The organism is Kribbella endophytica, assembly GCF_054781295.1.
Genome location: NZ_BAAGUR010000001.1, coordinates 2,578,080 through 2,596,787, shown reverse-complemented (window position 1 = coordinate 2,596,787; position 18,708 = coordinate 2,578,080). Strand labels below are relative to the sequence as shown.

20 protein-coding genes and 1 tRNA gene are annotated in these 18,708 nt (G+C 68.2%); 10 read left to right on the top strand and 11 right to left on the bottom strand.

What is annotated here, in order from left to right:
• The first annotated feature begins 7 nt into the window (after positions 1-7).
• From ACYVIO_RS12415 to ACYVIO_RS12400, 4 genes are all read left to right on the top strand, one after another.
• On the top strand, positions 8-1,153 hold the full coding sequence (locus ACYVIO_RS12415) for an MFS transporter (protein ID WP_460650852.1): 1,146 nt from the start codon (positions 8-10) through the stop codon (positions 1,151-1,153).
• A gap of 27 nt (positions 1,154-1,180) precedes the next feature.
• A tRNA-Thr gene (locus ACYVIO_RS12410) sits at positions 1,181-1,253 on the top strand.
• A 265-nt stretch (positions 1,254-1,518) separates the two neighbouring features.
• Complete coding sequence (locus ACYVIO_RS12405; protein WP_460650851.1) at positions 1,519-2,229, top strand: class I SAM-dependent methyltransferase; 711 nt, start codon at positions 1,519-1,521, stop codon at positions 2,227-2,229.
• Positions 2,230-2,408: 179 nt separating this feature from the next.
• Positions 2,409-3,833 (top strand): glycosyl hydrolase family 18 protein, encoded by a 1,425-nt coding sequence (locus tag ACYVIO_RS12400; protein WP_460650850.1) that lies wholly within the window; start codon positions 2,409-2,411, stop codon positions 3,831-3,833.
• A gap of 55 nt (positions 3,834-3,888) precedes the next feature.
• Here the strand turns inward: ACYVIO_RS12400 and ACYVIO_RS12395 are convergent, their stop codons facing one another.
• Genes ACYVIO_RS12395 through ACYVIO_RS12375 form a run of 5 tightly spaced genes read right to left on the bottom strand, consistent with a single transcriptional unit; the run spans position 3,889 to position 7,802 of the window.
• Complete coding sequence (locus ACYVIO_RS12395; protein WP_460650849.1) at positions 3,889-4,380, bottom strand: GNAT family N-acetyltransferase; 492 nt, start codon at positions 4,378-4,380, stop codon at positions 3,889-3,891.
• A 49-nt stretch (positions 4,381-4,429) separates the two neighbouring features.
• Positions 4,430-5,308, bottom strand: coding sequence for an AfsR/SARP family transcriptional regulator (locus ACYVIO_RS12390; protein ID WP_460650848.1), 879 nt, complete (start codon positions 5,306-5,308; stop codon positions 4,430-4,432).
• Between the two features lie 3 nt (positions 5,309-5,311).
• Positions 5,312-5,968 carry a TetR/AcrR family transcriptional regulator gene (locus ACYVIO_RS12385; RefSeq protein ID WP_460650847.1) on the bottom strand — a complete coding sequence of 219 codons (657 nt, stop codon included), beginning with the start codon at positions 5,966-5,968 and terminating at the stop codon, positions 5,312-5,314.
• A 60-nt stretch (positions 5,969-6,028) separates the two neighbouring features.
• The gene (locus tag ACYVIO_RS12380) at positions 6,029-6,880 is read right to left on the bottom strand and encodes an alpha/beta fold hydrolase (RefSeq protein ID WP_460650846.1); all 852 of its coding nucleotides are present in this window, start codon (positions 6,878-6,880) and stop codon (positions 6,029-6,031) included.
• Positions 6,867-7,802: a patatin-like phospholipase family protein gene (locus tag ACYVIO_RS12375; RefSeq protein WP_460650845.1), complete on the bottom strand. Its 936-nt coding sequence runs from the start codon at positions 7,800-7,802 to the stop codon at positions 6,867-6,869. Before ACYVIO_RS12375 ends, ACYVIO_RS12380 begins: the two co-directional genes overlap by 14 nt.
• Positions 7,803-7,954: 152 nt before the next feature.
• On the opposite strand from ACYVIO_RS12375, the gene ACYVIO_RS12370 reads away from it, so the two are divergent.
• From ACYVIO_RS12370 to ACYVIO_RS12360, 3 genes are read left to right on the top strand one after another with little or no spacing between them, the layout of a single operon-like run.
• A complete protein-coding gene (locus ACYVIO_RS12370) occupies positions 7,955-8,965 on the top strand; it encodes a DMT family transporter (RefSeq protein ID WP_460650844.1) in 1,011 nt (336 codons plus the stop codon).
• Between the two features lie 33 nt (positions 8,966-8,998).
• Positions 8,999-9,757, top strand: a complete 759-nt coding sequence (locus ACYVIO_RS12365; protein WP_460650843.1) for an AfsR/SARP family transcriptional regulator — start codon at positions 8,999-9,001, stop codon at positions 9,755-9,757.
• 39 nt (positions 9,758-9,796) lie between these two features.
• Positions 9,797-10,234, top strand: coding sequence for a TIGR03618 family F420-dependent PPOX class oxidoreductase (locus ACYVIO_RS12360; RefSeq protein ID WP_460650842.1), 438 nt, complete (start codon positions 9,797-9,799; stop codon positions 10,232-10,234).
• A gap of 21 nt (positions 10,235-10,255) precedes the next feature.
• Here the strand turns inward: ACYVIO_RS12360 and ACYVIO_RS12355 are convergent, their stop codons facing one another.
• From ACYVIO_RS12355 to ACYVIO_RS12345, 3 genes are all read right to left on the bottom strand, one after another.
• Positions 10,256-11,284, bottom strand: a complete 1,029-nt coding sequence (locus ACYVIO_RS12355; protein ID WP_460650841.1) for a CapA family protein — start codon at positions 11,282-11,284, stop codon at positions 10,256-10,258.
• The gene (locus ACYVIO_RS12350) at positions 11,281-12,345 is read right to left on the bottom strand and encodes an acyltransferase family protein (RefSeq protein WP_460650840.1); all 1,065 of its coding nucleotides are present in this window, start codon (positions 12,343-12,345) and stop codon (positions 11,281-11,283) included. The genes ACYVIO_RS12355 and ACYVIO_RS12350 overlap by 4 nt, the downstream gene beginning before the upstream one ends.
• Before the next feature lie 129 nt (positions 12,346-12,474).
• The gene (locus ACYVIO_RS12345) at positions 12,475-13,767 is read right to left on the bottom strand and encodes a hypothetical protein (protein ID WP_460650839.1); all 1,293 of its coding nucleotides are present in this window, start codon (positions 13,765-13,767) and stop codon (positions 12,475-12,477) included.
• 208 nt (positions 13,768-13,975) lie between these two features.
• Between ACYVIO_RS12345 and ACYVIO_RS12340 the strand changes: the two genes are divergently transcribed.
• The gene (locus ACYVIO_RS12340; RefSeq protein WP_460650838.1) at positions 13,976-14,776 is read left to right on the top strand and encodes an NPP1 family protein; all 801 of its coding nucleotides are present in this window, start codon (positions 13,976-13,978) and stop codon (positions 14,774-14,776) included.
• Between the two features lie 69 nt (positions 14,777-14,845).
• Entirely contained in the window at positions 14,846-15,247 is a 402-nt protein-coding gene (locus tag ACYVIO_RS12335; RefSeq protein WP_460650837.1) for a PPOX class F420-dependent oxidoreductase, read from the top strand.
• A 105-nt stretch (positions 15,248-15,352) separates the two neighbouring features.
• Here the strand turns inward: ACYVIO_RS12335 and ACYVIO_RS12330 are convergent, their stop codons facing one another.
• Positions 15,353-16,066 carry an anti-sigma factor family protein gene (locus ACYVIO_RS12330; RefSeq protein ID WP_460650836.1) on the bottom strand — a complete coding sequence of 238 codons (714 nt, stop codon included), beginning with the start codon at positions 16,064-16,066 and terminating at the stop codon, positions 15,353-15,355.
• Positions 16,066-16,617, bottom strand: coding sequence for a sigma-70 family RNA polymerase sigma factor (locus ACYVIO_RS12325; protein WP_460650835.1), 552 nt, complete (start codon positions 16,615-16,617; stop codon positions 16,066-16,068). The genes ACYVIO_RS12330 and ACYVIO_RS12325 overlap by 1 nt, the downstream gene beginning before the upstream one ends.
• A 335-nt stretch (positions 16,618-16,952) precedes the next feature.
• Between ACYVIO_RS12325 and ACYVIO_RS12320 the strand changes: the two genes are divergently transcribed.
• Positions 16,953-17,678, top strand: a complete 726-nt coding sequence (locus ACYVIO_RS12320; protein WP_460650834.1) for a hypothetical protein — start codon at positions 16,953-16,955, stop codon at positions 17,676-17,678.
• 70 nt (positions 17,679-17,748) lie between these two features.
• Here ACYVIO_RS12320 and ACYVIO_RS12315 read toward each other — a convergent pair whose 3' ends face one another.
• Entirely contained in the window at positions 17,749-18,693 is a 945-nt protein-coding gene (locus tag ACYVIO_RS12315; protein WP_460650833.1) for a DUF1996 domain-containing protein, read from the bottom strand.
• Positions 18,694-18,708: the final 15 nt, after the last annotated feature.

Sequence of the window (18,708 nt, the reverse complement as noted above, 5' to 3'; positions counted from 1 at the left end):
TTCGGTAATGCTGCGCAGCCGCTGGACGCCGATCGTCGCGTACTCCCTGGTCGGCGCCGCGACCCAGCTCGTCTGGCTCAACTTCGCCGGCGTCACCACCATCGCCGCCGACCGCTACGGCGTCAGCGAAAACGCCATCGGCTGGCTGGCCCAGGTCTTCCCGCTCTTGTACGTCGTACTGGCGATCCCCGCGGGCCTGCTCCTGGACCGCTGGTTCCGCGCGTCCCTCCTGGTAGGCGCCCTGCTGACCGCTGTCGGCGCTTTGATCCGCCTGGGCGACACCTATCCCTGGCTCCTGGCAGGCCAGATCGTCGCGTCGATCGCCCAGCCCCTGGTCCTGAACGCCGTCACCGGCATCACCGGCCGCTACCTCGCGGCCCGCGACCGTCCCGCCGGAATCGCCGTCGGCACAGCCAGCATCTTCGCCGGCATGGTCATCGCCTTCGTCCTCTCCGCCGTCTTCGCCAACGGCGACCAGCTCCCCGCCGTACTACTGATCTCAGCCATCTTCTCAGTAGTTGCTTCTCTCGTTCTCCTGGTCGCCCTACGCCTCCCCGCAGACCACAAACCCCAGGTCTCTCGCCCCGACCGCAACGCCCTCCGCACGGCTTGGAGCGACCCCCTGATCCGTCGCCTCTGTGTCCTGGCGATGTTCCCCTTCGGCGTCTTCGTGGCGATGACCACCTTCGCCCAGCCCCTCCTGGAACCAGCCGGCGTCTCCGCCAGCACCGCCAGCACGATCCTCCTCGTCAACGTCATAGCCGGCGTCGCAGGCAGCGCCACCATCCCCATCTGGGTCTCCCGCCACAACGCCGCCTCAGCCCAGTTGGCGATCAGCCTCACTGCCACAGCCATCGCGTGCGTACTACTAGCCCTAGCCCCCAGCACCCTGGTCGCCTACCTAGCCATAACCACCATCGGCCTCCTACTCCTCCCAGCCCTCCCCGTAGTCCTAGAGGTAGTGGAACGCCGCACCGGCGAGGCAGAAGGCACAGCAGCCGGCCTGATCTGGATGGCAGGCAACCTAGGCGGCCTACTAGCAGCCACAGCAGTCGGCTTGTTGGTCAACCACCCCACCCCAGCCTTCCTCTTCCTCACCGCAATAGCCCTCATCGCAGTCCCCGGAGCCCGAGCCCTCCGCCACACCCTCTGACCCATCCACTACAATCGACGAGCACTCGCCGACGTGGCGCAACTGGCAGCGCACCGCTCTTGTAAAGCGGTGGTTAGGGGTTCGAGTCCCCTCGTCGGCTCTCTGAACTGGGCTTATGTCCTGGCGGCTATGGAAGAAAAGGCCCCAACTGACCGCTTTGGTCCGAGAAGTGTCGAGTTTGGTCGTCACAGCTGGGGTCCTGTCGGCCCTTGTCGGTCTGGTGACTGCAGTCGACGACGCCAATCTTCCGGTCGATCCCGCTCCAGATCACGGCGAGACACCCAAGGGCGTGGAGTGGCACCTGGAGCTCGAGCTGCTGCACTCGCACGGCTTGATACTTTGGTGTCCTCGGGTTGAATCGGCCCATGACCCTGAAGAGCTCGTACGACGAAGTGGCCGACGCCTACCACGCCACCATCGATCCCGACGGCGGCGGCCTGACCGATCCGACCCTCGACGACCTCCTGGGCGACGTCCGCGGTCAGCGGGTCGCGTCGATCGCGTGCGGCCAGGGCCGCGACACCCGCCGGCTCGCCGACCTCGGTGCGACAGTCGTCGGGGTCGACGCGTCCGAGACCCTGCTGGCCCACACGCGCCGGCTCGAGCAGGACAGCCCGCGCGGGATCGAGTACCTGCACGGCGACGCCCAGCGGCTCGACGTACTGGCGGACACGTCGTACGACGGCGCGCTCTGCTACATGGCGCTGATGGACATCCCCGAACTGGAGCCCGCGCTGCGGTCGGTCGCGCGGATCCTGAAGCCCGGCGGCTGGTTCGTCGCGTCGATCGTGCACCCGTGCACCAAGCCGCCGTCGCACGGCGAGCTGATCGACCACACCACCGGTGAGGCGCGTCGCGTCACCGGCCGGTACTTCGAGGAGGGCCCGTACGACAGCGTCACCCGGTGGGAGATCCTGCCCCGGGTTTCGTACCACCGGACGCTCTCGACGTACGTGAACACGCTGGTCGCGGCGGGCCTGGCCGTCGAGCGCCTGGCCGAGCCGGTGGGCGACAGCGCGGTCTGGCGGGAGGCTCCCCAGATCCTGTACCTGCGGTGCCGCCGGGTGGATTCTTAACGCTGTGAACTCTTGACGCCACGGAGCGAAACACGATTCACTGATCGCGACTTCGGTCAGATCTCTTCTTTAAGTACACCTTCGTACGACCGCCCCCGGAAGGTGTCCCGCAGGACGTGTTTGTCGTGCTGACCTTTCGGGGGTACCGCCCCAGGACCCGTCCGAAAGGAACCGCCCCCATGAAGGCTTTTTCTTCACCTTGGATCAAGCTTCGAACCCGATGGGCCGTCGCCGGTCTGGCAGTGGCCACGGCCGCTGCCGGCGCGATCGTCGCCCCCTCGGCCGGAGCCGCCACCCAGTCCGAGGCCGCCGTCGCCGCCCCCAGCGCCGTTGCCGCCTTGCCGAGCGGGTTCCGCAGCGTCGGCTACATGCCGTCGTGGGCCGGCGACGTGAACGCCATCCAGTACTCGAAGCTGACGCACATCAACTACGCATTCGCGCTGCCGAACTCCAACGGCACACTGCAGGGCATCGAGAACACCTCGAAGCTGTCCCAGCTGGTCAGCCGCGGCCACGCCGCCGGCGTCAAGGTCTCGCTCGCGATCGGCGGCTGGAACGACGGCAACGACTCCGCGTTCGAGCAGCTCGCGGGCAACTCCGGCGCCCGGACGACGTTCGTGAACAGCGTGATGGGCGTGATCAACCAGTACGGTCTCGACGGCGTCGACATCGACTGGGAGTACCCGGACCCGGGCACCTCGGGCAACAACTACACCGCGCTGATGCAGCAGCTGAGCAACACGCTGCACGCCAACGGCAAGCTGCTGACCGCGGCCGTCGTCTCCGAGGGTGGCACCGCGAACGGCGTCCAGCCGGCCGTCTTCGGGTACGTCGACTGGCTGAACATCATGGCGTACGACGGCGGCAACCCGCACGCGGGCTACGACTGGTCGATCGCCGCGGCGAACTTCTGGAAGAACCGCGGTCTGCCGAAGAACAAGACCGTGCTCGGCGTGCCGTTCTACAGCCGCCCGAACTACACGCAGTACAAGGACATCGTGGCGATGAACCCGAACAACGCCAACGTCGACTGCGTGACCATCAACGGCGCGCAGAACTGCTACAACGGCGTCCCGACGATCAAGCGCAAGACCCAGTGGGCGGTCGCGAACGCCGGCGGCATCATGAACTGGGAGCTGTCCCAGGACGCGACCGGCAGCGCCTCGCTGGTCAGCGCGATCTTCGACGCCGCGGGTGGCACCACCCAGCCCCCGACCGGTGGTAAGACCGGCCCGATCAAGGGCATCGGCGGCAAGTGCGTCGACGTTGCCGGTGGCAACAGCGCGAACGGCACCGCGGTCCAGATCTGGACCTGCAACGCCTCCACCGCGCAGACCTGGACCGTCGGTGACGGCACCATCCGGGCCCTCGGTAAGTGCCTGGACGTCGCTGCCGCCGGTACGGCGAACGGCACCCAGGTCCAGCTGTACGACTGCAACGGCACCGGCGCCCAGGGCTGGCAGCCCCAGTCCAACGGCACCCTGCTGAACCCGTCCTCCGGCCGCTGTCTCGACGCCACCGGCCAGAGCTCGGCCGACGGCACCCGCCTCCAGATCTGGGACTGCGCCCGCTCGGCGAACCAGCTCTGGACCGTTCCCGCCTGATCAGCAACCTCCTGACGCCCCGTCCCCGGCCTTCCGGGGGCGGGGCGTTCTGCTGTCAGAGTGCTTGCGCTGCGGGGATGGTGAAGGTGATCAACGATCCGTTCCACTCCGCCGTCGCGGTCGGCCAGTGACGGCGGACTGTTCGGAGTACTGCGGCGTTCGCTGCGCCGACGATCAGCAGGAAGCGGGTCGCGCCGACCTTCGCCGCGTGTTCGGTTGCCTCACGCAACAAACGCTCGCCGAGACCGCGATGTTGCTCGCTCTCGGCAACGATCACCGCGAACTCGGCGGTCGGGTGGGCGACGCCTTGAACCCAGGCCCACATCGCATGGCCGATGACCTGATCACCGCGCTCGGCGACCCAGGCGCCGCCGTCCGGGCAGGCGAGTTGGCGGACCAGCGCATGCCGCAGCGGTTTCCGGATCGGTGTTTGGAACCGGTGATACAGATTCGCGTCGGACATCGCCGCCAGCATCCGCGCGATCGCTTCCTGATCCACTGCGGCCGTACGTCGTACGACCAACGCGTCGAGCTCGTTGACTGTCACCGTGCCAGCATCGGCAACGCCTGCACACAAACGGTCGACGATCGATGTACTACGTCTTCGGTCCGAGCTCGATCACCAGCACCGGTCCGCTGACGGTCGACAGCGCGTCCGCGAGGTCCGCCGCAGGATCGGTCAACAACCAAGCCCGCCGACCGATCGCGCGCGCGTCCTCGAAGAGCCGACGCAGCGGAGCCGACCTGCCAACACCGACCTCCGCGCGCAGGATCTGCTCGTGCACAGCCTGTACGCCGGCGCCAGGCCGGATCCCCAACTCCTTCGCCAGCAGGTCGTACAGCATTCGGTAGACGTCGAGCGCCTCGGCCCGCCGCCCGCTCCGGTAGAGCGCGAGCAAGTAGATCTCGTACAGCGACTCCTCGAGCGGGTGCCGCTGGATCAGCAACGGGACCTCGGCAACGACCTCCGCATGCTGCCCTAGCTCCAGGCGGCACTCCAGCAACTCCTGGGCCGCCGACAGCTTCAGCTGCTCGAGCCGGAACCGCTCGCGCTCGGCAGCATCCCCCGGTACGCCGGCCAACGCCGTACCGGTCCAGAGCTCGAGGGCAGCCTCCAAGCGTTCAGAAGCTGCCGCGAAGGAGCCCTCGCGACGCTCCTGCTGAGCCGCCTTGGTCAGCTCACCGAACTCGCTCGCGTCGATCGCAAACTGCGTCGCGTCGAGCGCGTAGCCCCTGGACTGAAAGGTGATCGGAACCAGCCGACGCAGTCGCGAGATGTAGGTCCGGATCACCGTTTCACCCGTCGGCGGCGCGTGCTCGCCCCACAGCCCGTCCACCAACGCGGCGCTGCTCACGAAACTGCCGTTCGCTGCCAGGAGCATCATCAGCACGGCCTGCTGCTGCGGCGATCCGAGATCCAGTTCGTCGTCGCCCCGGTGAAGTCCCGGCGGCCCGAGCAGGGTGAGCCGATCCATGGATCAGCCTTTGGGCCGGCGGGGCTTGGGCGTCAGGTAGATCGCGTTCACCCACACCTGCGTGAGGATGTCGACCATCTGTGCCTTCGGCAGCGACGGCTCCTCGCCCATCGAACCGGCCTGCATGGCCCGCTCGTTCATCAGGCTGAGCGCGATCGCGAGCTCCCTGGCCGGTACGCCGGGCGGCGCGACGCCGCGTTCGCGCTCGAACTCGATCGCGTTGGTGATCCGGCGGACCCAGCGCTCCATGATCGCGGCCCACAGCTCCCGGATCTCCGGGTTCGCGGCTCGCGACTGGGAGACCGCGGCAACGACCGCCCGGTGCTCTTCCCAGGTCTGGACCGACGCCTGGATCGCGGACCGCCACTGCTCGTACGGATCACCACCGGCGTCCTCGAACCGCTCGTTGGTCGCCGCGAACGACGCCTCCGCCATCCGGTCGAGCAGCGCGAGCACGACCGCGGCCTTGGAGGAGAAGTAGAAGTAGAACGCCGGCCGCGAGATCCCGACGCTCTTCATCAGGTCGTCGATCGAGACGTCCTGCAACGGCCGCTCCCCGAGCAACCGCTGCGCGGCATCCAGGATCGCCCGCTCACGGTCGTCCCCCGACACACGCGGCGTCCGCCGGCTGCGACTCCGGGCCGGCTCGTAGTCAGACATGCCCCCGACACTACAGCCCGTCAGTGATTTCAACAACACGTCATCCTAGTTGACACACCGTCAGCCACTCGGGTTCGCGAAGTCGACGACCAGGTCGGCGAGCTCAGCCGGCTGATCCTCGGAGACGAACGTGTACGAGTCCGGCACCGTGACCAGGCGGGCGTCGGGCAGAGTCGCTTGGAGCCGGTCGAAGAGGTCGGGGCGAAAGACTTTGTCGTCGGCCGCACGCACCAGAAGGACCGGCTTGGTGAAGTTGGGCAGCGCCTCCGCGGCCGCGAGCGTGTACTTGTTGTGCACTGACGCGATGAACCGCTGCGCGTCCCGCCGGATCCCCGCGCTGTCGTAGATCGGCCGCACGTACGACGCGATGATCTCCGCTGGGATCCCACGCTTCGACAACCACCCGTACGCCGTCGGTTGCCGCTGTACGACGGGCAACTGCAGCGCCCGGCTGAGAATCCACGCCGCGCCCGGCAGCCTGACCCGGCTGGGGAGAGACGTGAAGGGCTCCGGGAAGAAGTCCTCGAACGCGTCGCACGGCGTGAGCACGACCCGGCCCACCCGCTCAGGATGATTTGCCATCAGCAACTGTGTGAGCGCGCCACCGGTGTCGTTGGCAACGACTGTGACATCGGTTAGGTCGAGGGCCTCGAGGAAGTCCGCGATCAGCTGGGCGACTCCGGACGGCGTCAGGTCCGCATCAGGTGCCATCGGCAACGAGTGCGAGCCGAGCGGCCAGGTCGGCGCGATGCAGCGGAAACCGGCGTCGGCGATCGCCGGTACGACCTTGCGCCAGAGATTCGCGTTCACCAGCAGGCCGTGCACGAACACGACCACCGGACCGGCACCACGTTCGGCGTACGCGATGGTTCCGGTGGTCAGGGCAACGGTCTTCGGCTCACCCAACGTCACAAGGCACACAACCCTCCAGTACGCCGAGCGCCGCGTCCCGCCCAGTCTCTGCGGCGACGCGGAGCGGCGCCGGGCGTCGCTCGGTTCGTCCGACCCGGGCGCTCCCGAGCGGCGGCCGGATCTGCAACGTCGCGGGATGCGCGGCCAGCAGCCGTTCCTCCTCGGCCCTCATCTCCTTGCTGCGCAGCCAAAGCCCGTACGCCCCCGGCGCGTGCTGCGCGAACCACCGCGCGACCAGCATCCGTTGGGCGCGCGACGGGGACGACGACGTCTCGTCCGTACGCCGGGTGCGCAGCGCGACGATGTGCGTCGCCTGCTGCGCCAGCGCCGTACGGACCGGAATGCCCTCACTCAGCCCGGCGTCGACGTACCCGCGACCATCGAACTCGATCGGCTCCCCGGCGAGGAACGGCATCGCCGTCGACGCGCGCAGCGCGGTCTGCAACGTCGCCTGGTCGACGACGCGATCGTGCAGGTCGACGGCATCACCGGTGAGCGCGTCGGTGGCGATCGGGTGGAACTCGACGGGGTTGTCCAGCACCTCCTGGAAGCCCATCGGCATGACCTCGGTGTAGACCGTGTGGATCAGGTGACGCGTGTCGATCACCGGGAGCCGGCGCAGCACGCGCCGCGGGTTGATCGTGGTCTCCATGATCGCGGGGGTCCACCAGGCGTGCAGCGTGCTCTCCGCGCGGCCGCACAGCAGCCAGGCGCCGTTCAGCGCGCCCGCGGAACTGCCGTACACGGCGTCGAACATCGGCAGCAGTCCCAGTCGCTCGATCGCGACGGTCATACCGGACGAGTAGGCGCCGCGCGAGCTGCCGCCCTCGATCAGCAGCACCAGTCGCGCGTCGTCGCGTCGGTCGCCGGGCGTGCTGCCTTGGCGCTTGCGCTCGCGCAACAGCTCTAGGACATCGGTCACCCGTCTTTTATAGACCTGGGCCTGTCAACAAACGATAAATCGGTTGTGGATCGACGTTCCGTAACCCCTGTCACCGAGGTCAGGAACGTACAAGACGGCCGCTGCGGGCGGCGCGTAGACCTGGAGGAACCAACCACCGAAGACGAGGCCCCATGCCCAGTTCCCCTGCCGACGAACCGAACCCCGGGACCGCCCCGTACCTGTACCTGCTCGTCACGATGGTCCTGTTCGGGACCGCCTTCACCTGCTCGAAGGTCGTCGTCGGACAACTCCCCCACGAGGTGGCGGCCGTACTGCGGTTCGGCGGCGGCGCGATCATCCTCGCGGTGCTGCTGCTCGTGCGCCCCGGCGGCGGCCGCTTCTCGTGGCGCGACCTGCGCGTCGCGGGTGCGGCCGGGTTGATCGGCATCACGGCGTACAACTTCTGCTTCTTCTGGGGCATCTCGCTGGCCCCGGCGATCGACGGCAGCGTCATCGTGCCGGTGCTCAGTCCGGTCCTGACCACGATCGCGTTGCTGCTCACCCGCCGGGGAACGGCCACCCCGCTGCGGATCGTCGGCCTCGTCCTCGGCGTCGTGGGCGCCGGGGTGTTCTTCGTCGGCATCGGCGGCGGCGCCCTCACTGGATCCCGAGTGGCCGGCGAGCTCCTTTACCTGGCCGCGGCCGCCTGCTGGGCGGCGTACAGCATCGCCTCGAAGAAGGTGCTCACCGGAATGGACCCGCTGCGCGCGACGACGTACGCAACCGGCGTCGGCGCGCTGGGCCTGGCCGTCCTCGCGATCCCGGCCCTGCCCTCAACCGACTGGTCCGGCACCCACACGTCCACCTGGGCCAACGTGGTTTTCCTGGCCGTCGGCCCGACGGCGATCGCATACCTGCTCTACTACCGCGGCCTGCGCACGGTCGGCCCGGCCACCGCGACGATCATGATGTTCACCGTCCCGATCTTCGGCACGATCTCGTCCGCCGTCTTCATCGGCGAATCCTTCACCGCCGTCCAGATCGTCGGCGCCGCCATCACCATCACCGGCGCGGTTCTCGCCGTCCTGCCGGGATCGTTCGCGCGGTCTTCCTCCACAGGTTCCGACTGCTCGGGGACGAGCCGGCGGCGGCGTTCCCGGGCGTCCACAGGCCCGGATATTACGGTCCGTCGATCTGATTGACGCAGGTTCAACTTTGCTGACACCATGTCAAACATGACCGATGGCGTGAGGTTCGAGCTGCTTGGGCCACTCAAGGCCTGGTACGGCGACCACGAGCTGGAGCTCGGCTCCCACCTCCAGCGGTCCGTCCTCGCGATGCTGCTGCTCAGCAAACGGCGGCAGGTCCCGACCGACGAGATCATCAGCGCGGTCTGGGGCGCCAACGCACCCCGCAGCGCGCTGATGGCGACGCGCTCGTACGTCAGCCGGCTCCGTCTCTTGCTCGACGGAGTCGAGATCCGATCCACCGGCGGCGGCTACCAGCTCATCGTCGATCCCGCGATGGTCGACGTCTCGGTCTTCCGCAAAACCAGAGCCGCCGCCCGCACCGCCCGCGATCGAGGAGACCTCCCCGAGGCCGCCCGGCTCCTCGGCAGCGCCTTGGCGCTCTGGAACGGCCCAGCCCTCCAAAGCCTCACCGGCCCGTACTTCGACTCACGCCGTACCTGGCTCGAAGAACAACGTGCGATCACCAACCAGGACAGCTGGTCCTTGGCCATCGACCTGGGCCACCACGACCAAGCAATCGCCGCCCTCACCCAAGCGACAGCAGCGAACCCGTACCACGAACGCCTCTGGGAACTCCTGATGCTCGCGCTCACCCAAGCCGGCCGCGTCGCCGAGGCCTTGGCGGCGTACGAGCGAATCACCCAGATCCTCGACCAGGACCTCGCCCTGGACCCAGGCCCCAGCCTCCGCGCCACCCACGCGACCATCCTCGCCACCACCTCCACCCACCGCTCCGTCGCCTGACCGCCGTACGACGCTTGGAGGGCGTGGTGTGATGGCGGGATGACGACGTTGAGCGAGTTTGCGGAGATGGCTCGGGGCGAGCAGGGGCTGGCGGTGGTGGCTACGGTGCGGGCCGATTCGAGCATCCAGTCCTCGGTGGTCAACCTCGGCGTACTGGAGCACCCGGTCAGTGGCGAGTCCGTGGTCGGGTTCGTGACGTACGGGAAGGTGAAGCTCGGCAACCTCCGGGCGCGGAGTCAGGTGAACCTGGCGGTGCGCGCCGGCTGGCAATGGGCGGCGGTCGAGGGGCAGGCCGAGATCATCGGGCCGGACGACCCGCATCCCGCGATCGACGCCGAGCGGCTCCGGCTGCTCCTGCGGGAGATCTTCGTCGCCGCCGGCGGAACCCACGACGACTGGGACGAGTACGACCGAGTGATGGCGGCCGACCGTCGGGCCGCGGTCTTCGTCACACCACAGCGGGTCTACGGCTCGTAGTGACGGCGTACGGCCAAGTGATCAAGGGGTTTGCTGCAGTTGGGCGCAGTCTCGTAGGCCGTTGACTCGGGCTCGTTCCTTGTCGCGTTCGGTGGGTGTGAACTCGACCGGCTGTCGGGTCTTCGGCGACAGGGTTGTCGGGGTGAAGTTGCGCTCGACAACGGTTCGGCCGTGCAGGGTGAGGTGCAGTACGCCGCCTCGCCAGTCTTCCGGGGTCAGGAGGCCCGATCCCCAGAGCAGGTTGCCCATGCCGTAGGCAACGAAGGTCTTGCCCTCGTAGCCCTGTCCCTGCAACACATGGGCGTGAGCGCCGACGACGACATCAGCACCGGCCGCCGACAGGTCCGCGGCGAACGACCGCTGGGCCGCTGTGGGGCAACGATCATGCTCCGAGCCCCAGTGCGGCGCGACGACGACCACGTCACTCGTCGCACGAGCAGCCCGTACGGCGGCCAGGGCCTGGCGGCGATCGATGGCCAGCGCCAGCCCGGCGCGGTTCTTCGTCGCGGTCCACTCCTCGGCGAGGTCCGAAACCTGGCTGAATGCGAAGACCGAGACCCGGATGCCGCGAATCGTCGTACGCCAAGGAGCGTAGGCCTGCGCGGCGTTGCGGCCGCCGCCGACTGTCGGCAGTCCTCCTCGCCAGGCCGCGGACATCGTGTCGAACAGCCCGACCTGGCCGTAGTCGAGCGTGTGGTTGTTGGCCAGGCTGATCAGGTCCACGCCGGCCGACTTGATCGCCGTCACCGCGCGCGGGTCGGTACGGAAGAGATAGCGCTTGTCCTGAGGAGTCCCGCGTGTGGTGATCGGGGTCTCCAGGTTCACGATCGCCAGGTCCGCGCTCTTCAGTTCGTCGACCACCGGGCCGAAAGCGGTCGCCGGATCCTTCTCCAGCAGCTCCTGGGTCTTGCCCTCGAAGTTGACGTCACCGCCGAAGGCCAGGGTCAACGACGGGCCCTCGGCCTGCACCGGCGGATCCGCCTCGAGCTCGCCACCGGTACATCCGGTGACCAGGGCAAGCACCAGCAGACCGATGCCCAGGGCCCTCATCGGAGGACTCGCTTCAGGCGCGGCGCGAGCGGTTTCTCGACGTACCGGTTGATCAGGTACGCCGCGACGATCATCACGAGGGTTGTGACGCCGACCAGCAGGTACTTGTTCACCTGGTTGCCGAGGCGCTCGAAGATGATGAAGCCGATGTGCGCGTGGATCAGGTACAGCGGGTACGTGAGGGCGCCGAGGGCAACGAACCACGGGCGCGCCAGCCGCGTCGTGAGACGCAGGGCGACCGCGAGCATCACCGCGAAGACGAGCACGATCGCCGCGACCACGATCGGCGTGTTCAGCGTTGTGTGGAAGCGATTCTCGACGTCACCCGCGAACTGGACGCCGCGATACACCGCGTTGACCAGGCAGAGCCCGACGAGGACCAGCCAGGACGGCCGCGGCCCGAACCGGTAGATCATGCACAACGCCATCCCCGCGATGAAGTAGTGCGAGTACTGCGTGTTCAGGATCAGGTCCGCGCCGGACGGCAGGACGCCGAGCTGGTAGACGGCGGTGAGCCCGAGCCAGGTCCAGATCACGATGCTCACCCGCCGCGTCGTGATCGTGAAGAAGGTCAGCGCGAAGATGATCAGGTAGAAGCGCAGCTCGGCCCAGAGCGTCCAGTACACGACGTCGACGTTCTCGAGGTTGGCCAGCGAGTTGAACATCGTCAGGTTGCCGAGATACTGCACCAGACTGATCGGGAACCGTCCGGCGCCGAACAGCACCGACACCACCGCGGTCAGCGAGACAGCCACCCAGTACGCCGGGTAGAGGCGCACGACGCGCGAGACGAGGAAGCTGCGCGGCGTGCGGTCCCAGGCCGACAGCAGGACGACGAAACCGCTGATCATGAAGAACAGGTCGACGCCGAGATACCCGTACCGGGCCAGCAGTCCCGGCGCTTCGAAGCCGAGCGGCGAGACGACCTTGTAGTACCCGGCGAACAGGTAGTGGTACAAGACCACCGACACCGCCGCGAAGATCCGCAGGAGATCGATCTCGTACAACCGGTCGATATGTGCCCGGGCAGCACGCTGCTCCCCCGCCGCCAACAGACTCATGCAGCAAACCTATCCACCCGACCATGGTGCGGGCGTCAGCCTAAAGGCGTATCTGAGCCTCGGTCGAAAGGCGGAAAGATGCCAGGGCGTCCCCGTCCGTGGACCGACGACGGGGACGCCCCGGTGGACTCAGCGAACCGTCAGCGTGAACGGGTAGGTGTAGCCGGCGTCGACGTGCAGCCCCTGAAGGCTGACCGACGCCCCGACCCACCAGCGGAACTGGTGCGTACCCCGCCGGTTGAAGGCGAACGGACCGCTCTGCGCGGATCCCCCGCTCAGCGTGCGGTACATCAGTCCTTGCCACTGGCCACTGGCGTTCTTGAACTGCAGCGCGGCCTGTTGCGTGAAGAACGGCCACACCGAGACGGTCGCGTTCGGCTGCTGGCCGAGCGTGATGTCGGAGTCCAGGAACCGGGCGTCGAGCACCTGCGGGGTGGCCCGGATCGCCTTGGTGGCGCTGATCGACTGGATGTCTACCGTGCCGGACGCGCTCGACTCGGTCAGGATCGCCCGGTACTCACGGACGCCGGTGTTCGTGATCACGAACTGGTAGTTGCCCTTAGCATCGGTAAGCGCGGCGCCGATGCCGTACCAGGCGCCGGTCGGGGAGTTCCGGCCGTGCAGCGCCATCGTGCGCCGGGTGAGGTTCACGGCGTCGGGGACCAAGGTGCAGTCGCCCGCCGCCGGGTTCTTCAGCTTGCTCGGCGCGATCGAACCGGTCATCGTCACCTTGGCGCCGTAGACGCCGGTCGCTGGGGTGTTGAAGGGAACCGACGCGGTGCGCGCCCGGACGGTGGTCAGCTTGCTTTCACCCCACTCGTTGGCGAGCACCAGGTCGACCGAGTACGCGCCGCTCTGGGCCGGCACCTTGCCGGACCGCTCGGTGGTGGAAGGCAACGACACGTTATCGCACTGGGCCGCGGTGCCCGCCTTCACCCGGGTCAGCCGCGGCGTGATCTTCGCCGGAGCCGTGCTGTCCAGCGGGTCGTTCGGCGTCGTGTCCTGCGCCGGATCCGCGTCGAACTGCCACAGCATGACGCCCCGCAGCATGGCCGGAAGCATCGGTGCCTCACCCTGGACGTACCGGTCGAAGCTCGCCGACCGCGCCCCCGCCGTACTCGGATCAGCCACGAAGATCCGCGCCGTGCTCGCCGCGTCGTGCGACGGCTTCAACGCAGCGACCGGTACGACGAGCTCGTTCGCCCCCGCTGCCGTCGTCGTACCGATGCGCTCGGCCTGCTGGCCGCTCACCTCGAGATAGACGTCGTTCGCGATCCCCGCCGCCTCGGTCCAGCTGATCTTCACCTTGCCCGGCTCGGCCCACGCCACCTTCACCTCGGACACCGCCGCCGGCGCCGCCTGCGCCACCGCCGGCACTGCCAGCCCACCCACCACAGCCAGCGCCGCCAAAGACTTACGCATCATGTCCATCCCCCAGATCTGTGAACGCCCCGCACCCCGAGGCACCAGTAAGACGCCCTGGCTCCAGCGAAAGGTTGAGCGCGAGTTGCCGGCGTCTGATGTTCACGTAGCGTCAATCAGTAGACACGTGACGTATGTACTGACTTGCCTGGTGGCTGTCATTCTCGGAGGCGTTCACTTCCGCCCCCGCTCTCGAAAAGAGTGTCGAATGAACGAACCCACTTCCGCACGCCCTCCGCAGCGCCGACGCCGGGTGCTCGGCGTCGCGCTGGCCACGGCCGCGCTGATGGTCACCTCCGCGGCCGCGGCGTACGCGGCACCTCCGCCCTCGTTGCCGCAGAACGCCGGCGGGTACGACCAGTCGTTCTCCCCGGCGTACGACTACGACGGTGACGGCTGCTACGCGACGCCGGCGATCGGCGCCGACGGCACGCTCAACCCTGGGCTCAACACGACCGGCGCGGTCAATGGCAGCTGCCGGGACCAGTCCGACCTGGACAACAGCCAGACCTACTCGCGGTCGAGCTGCAACAACGGCTGGTGCGCGGTGGTGTACGCCAGCTACTTCGAGAAGGACCAGGCCGTCGCCGGCAGCGGTCTCGGCGGCCACCGGCACGACTTCGAGCACGTCATCTCGTGGATCAACCAGGCCAGCAACCAGGTCGAGTACGTGACCACGACGCAGCACAGCAGCCAGGTCACGTACCCGCGCTCACAGGTCCGCTTCGACGGGTCGCACCCGAAGGTCGTCTACCACAAGGACGGCGCGAGCACGCACTTCTTCCGGCTCGCCAACGGCAACGACGAGCCGCCGGAGAACCACTACCACAACTGGCGTTACCCGCCGCTCGTCGGCTGGGACGGCTACCCGAGCACCGGTCTGCGCGACACGTTGATGAACGCCGACTTCGGTTCGGCCACCATCAAGATCACCGACAAGGACAACCGCTTCCACAACCTCCTCAACGCCTCCAAGCCCAGCGGCATCCCGTTCGACCCCTGGGCCTAGTCGTTGTCCGTACGCCGGGCGCCCTCGCGCGCCCGGCGTACGGCCTGCACGGAACGTAGGCTCGTCGAGGTGACGATCCCCGAAGACTTCCACGACCTGCTCAGCTCGCAGGCGGTCGCGTTCGTGTCGACCATCGGCAAGAACGGCGGCCCGCAGACGACCCCGCTGTGGTTCCTGTGGGACGGCGACCGCGTGCGGATCAGCCTGGTCGAAGGCCGCCAGAAACTCCGCAACCTCCGCCGCAACCCGCGGATCTCCGTCGTGATCGTCGAGCCCGCGCGCCCGACGTACTACCTCGAGCTCCGCGGCACCATCGACGACCTCGTCGTCGACCCGGACTGCACCCTGGAACGCGCGATCGCCGAGAAGTACGCCGGCGAGTGGTCCGACGTCGAACCGCCGGGCACCCCGCGCTACGCGACCAGCATCCTCGTCGAACGCACCACCAGCCAACGCGGCGAACCCAGCTGACGCAGCCTCGAGTCAGGGAAGCTCGAGCCTAACGACAGCCGGCGTAGGTCTGCAGGTTGTTGCACCGCGACAGCGGGCGCCCGGGAGCGCCCGCTGTCGACGGGCTCAGACCGCAGTACGAACGAACTGCTGGCCGGCGGTGTTCTCGATCAGTACGGCGGCCACATCGTCCGGGTCGATCAACGCGGTGCCGTCCAGCGTGGTGCCGTTGGCGGCGCCCTTCTCGGAGACGAGCCAACTGCCGGCGGTCTCCCGGTGACCATCCTTGCCTACGACAACCAATCGGCACGGCTCGTTCGCTGGCAGCCCGGTGACCGCGACGTTGACCCGCACGAACCCGGCAGCCGGTTCAACCCGGACCGTCAACCGAGCCCCGGTCCGCGCGTCGACGCTGCTGGCGAAACGCGTGCCCGGTACGGCGGTAGCGCTCGCGGTCGGCGTCGGCTCCGGTCCGGCGATCGGCTGGTCGTCGACGGAGTTCCGTCCGATCAGCACCCCGCCAACCACAGCCGCGACCGCTGCCACAGCGGCGATCGACGCCACCGCGGCCACTCGCCCGCGACTCGATCCAGCAGCGGCCGATTCCTTCCGTACCTGACGCAGCGTCCGCTGCAGCAGCAGGTCCGCGTCGTCCGGAGGACCGTCGAGCAACGCCTCCGCCGGCACCTCCTGCAGGAAACTCTGGAGCTCACGCAACGCGTTCACCTCTTCCCGGCAGGACTCACAGCCCGCTAGGTGCTGCTCGACCTGCTCCGCCCCCGCCGTGTCCAGCTCACCGTCGACGTAGCCGTCGATGTCCGCGTGGTTCTCGGTCGCCATCAGGCCACTCCTTCCATCCCGAGGTGCCGTCCCGCCGGGAAGTGCTCGCGCAGCGCGCGCAACCCGTAGTGCGACCGTGATTTCACCGTGCCGGGCGGGATGCCGAGTACGTCGGCCGCTTCGGCGACGCTGCGTCCCTCCAGGTAGATCTGTTCGAGCACCACGCGGTGCTCGGGCGACAGCCGGTGCAAGGCCTGAAGGACGACCATCGTGTCGACGACCTCGTCGGCGTGGTCGCGCTCCACCGGCACCGTGGTCTCGCTCTCGGCGACCTCGGCCGGTCGCGCGTTCCGCGCCCGGACCCGGTCGGTGACGATGTTCCGTACGACGGTGAGCAGCCAGCCGCGCACCGATCCCTTGCCGTTGCTCAGGTCGTCGAGGTGCCGCCAGGCCCGGACCAGCGCTTCCTGCACGACGTCCTCGGCGCTCGCCCGGTCGCCGGTCAACCGCGTGGCGTAGGCGAGCATCGCCTTGCCGTGCTCGTTGAACAACGTCCGGACGAGTTCCTCGTCCGCCGTCTCGCGGCGGCGTCGGGTGATGAACCCGGCCATTCGCTTCCACCTCTCGCAGGTTCCGCGGCGCGGAACGTTCCCTCGGTCCGTCTCGCCGGGCCGCGCTCGCGCCGCCCGGATCCTCTCACCCACGGTGCCCGGCTCCGCGGTCGGTCGCCCGTCGGTGCGTACGACGGGCGACCCGCGGAGATCACGTGCCATCCCCTCGTACGGCACGTGATCCAGACCCCTCACACACGGATCTCGACCCCGCTCGGGTTCACTCAAAAATGTGATCCACGTCACATCTTAAGACCTGAACCCGGCAGCACCGTCGCGCCGTGTGTGCTGCTGAACGGACCCGACGGGACCGCCCGAGCTCGAGGGAAGCACCCATGAAGATGCGCAGCACGATGCTGAAGATCGCAGCCGTCGCCACCGGTCTCACCGCATTGGTGGCCTGCGGCAACTACAACCAGCCGGACGCCGCACCGGCGGCCGCGCCGTCGACGGTGGTCGTCACGGTGCCGGCGCCTGCGACGTCCGCTCCCGAGGAGCAGGAGCCGGCCCAGCCCGCCGAGCCCGCCGAGCAGGAGCCCGCGCAGCAGCCGGCGCAGCAGCCGCAGGCCGCCGCGAACGAGCCGCAGCCGGCCGCCCTGCAGCGCACGATGGGCCAGGTCAAGATCTTCGACGGACCGGCCGCGGCGCCGATCCCGCCGGTCCAGGCCGGTAAGAGCAGCCCGGCCGTACAGGTCAACGCCGGTGAGAACCAGGTCGTCACCGACAGCCGCGGCATGACGCTGTACCGGTTCGACAAGGACTCCGCGAAGCCGTCGAAGCCCACCTGCTTCGGTGAGTGCGCGAAGAAGTGGCCGCCGCTGCTGGTCAAGTCGCCGGGCAAGATCTACACCGTCGGCGTCGACCCGAAGATCGTCAGCTACGTCGAGCGCCCGGACGGCACCTGCCAGGTCACGATCAACGGCTGGCCGGCGTACTACTTCGCGAAGGACCAGGTGCCGGGCGACATCCTCGGCCAGGGCGTCGGCCAGACCTGGTTCGCGTTCAACCCGCAGGGCGGCAAGTCCGACGTCGCCAACACCGGGGCGGGCTCCGGCTACTGAGCCGGCACGATCAGCTCGGGGTGGTCCTTGGGGGCAGGGACCATCCCGAGCTTCGTTCTGTACGGCGTACTCACGCGGTACAGGTGCGGTCTTTGTTGATGCAGGCAACCAACCGGTTCATCAGGGCCGGTTGCATCACGTTGATGAAGTGACTGTGATCGGCCATCGCGCTCCGGCCGTCCTCGGGGAAGGTGTCGACGGTGTAGTCCGCGTCCTTCGGCACCGTGTAGGCGACCTCGAGATGCAGCTGCGGCACTGGGAAGGTGGCCGGCGGACAACTACCCGCCGCGGTCGGGAAGACCAGGTGGGAGCTGTGGTCGGGGCTGTCGAGGGACTTGCCGTTCCAGCAGCTCGGGAAGTCGAAGGCACGGATGACCTGCTGGCCGTCCGGGCAGCGCGGGTAGTCCTTGGTGACGTGATCGCGCGCTCCTGAGCAGGTCCACTGCAGGTGGCTGGTGTTCTTGCCGCCCTGGGAGAAGCCGTGCGCGTTACCGGTCGCGGTCCGGAGGAACTCGGGCATCGGTACGACGTCGCTGACCGGGTTGCCCCGGAACTCGATCGTCACCGCCGCAGGCGGCAACACGCGCCCTTCGTTGCCGTGGGCATCATGTTCATCAGCGCTGTGCTCACTGCTGTCGCCGGGCACGCGGACCACCGGCCAGTAGTAGCTCGACCTGTCCCCACCCCGGCAGGTCGTCGCCGCCGCGGCAAGACTCCGGTCTGTCGAGAACGCATTCGTCGACACGTTCCCCACGTAGTCGTGCAGATGATGCGCCGCCCCGACCACTCCCGGATTCACCACCAGGTTGTCCGAGTTACGAATCGCGCCCTCGTTCCGCCCGCAGTCCACCCGCCAGACCCCGGTCGACCCGTCCGCCGTAGGAGCCACCGCCACCGGCGCCGCCGGAGCATCGGCGATCGCGACGTACCGAATCGCCTCGTCGCCGGGATCGTCGCCCAGCACCCCACACCCCGCGACCACCACCACGATCCCCAGCCAGGCGAACCGCCGCATGCCTCCACCAATCAT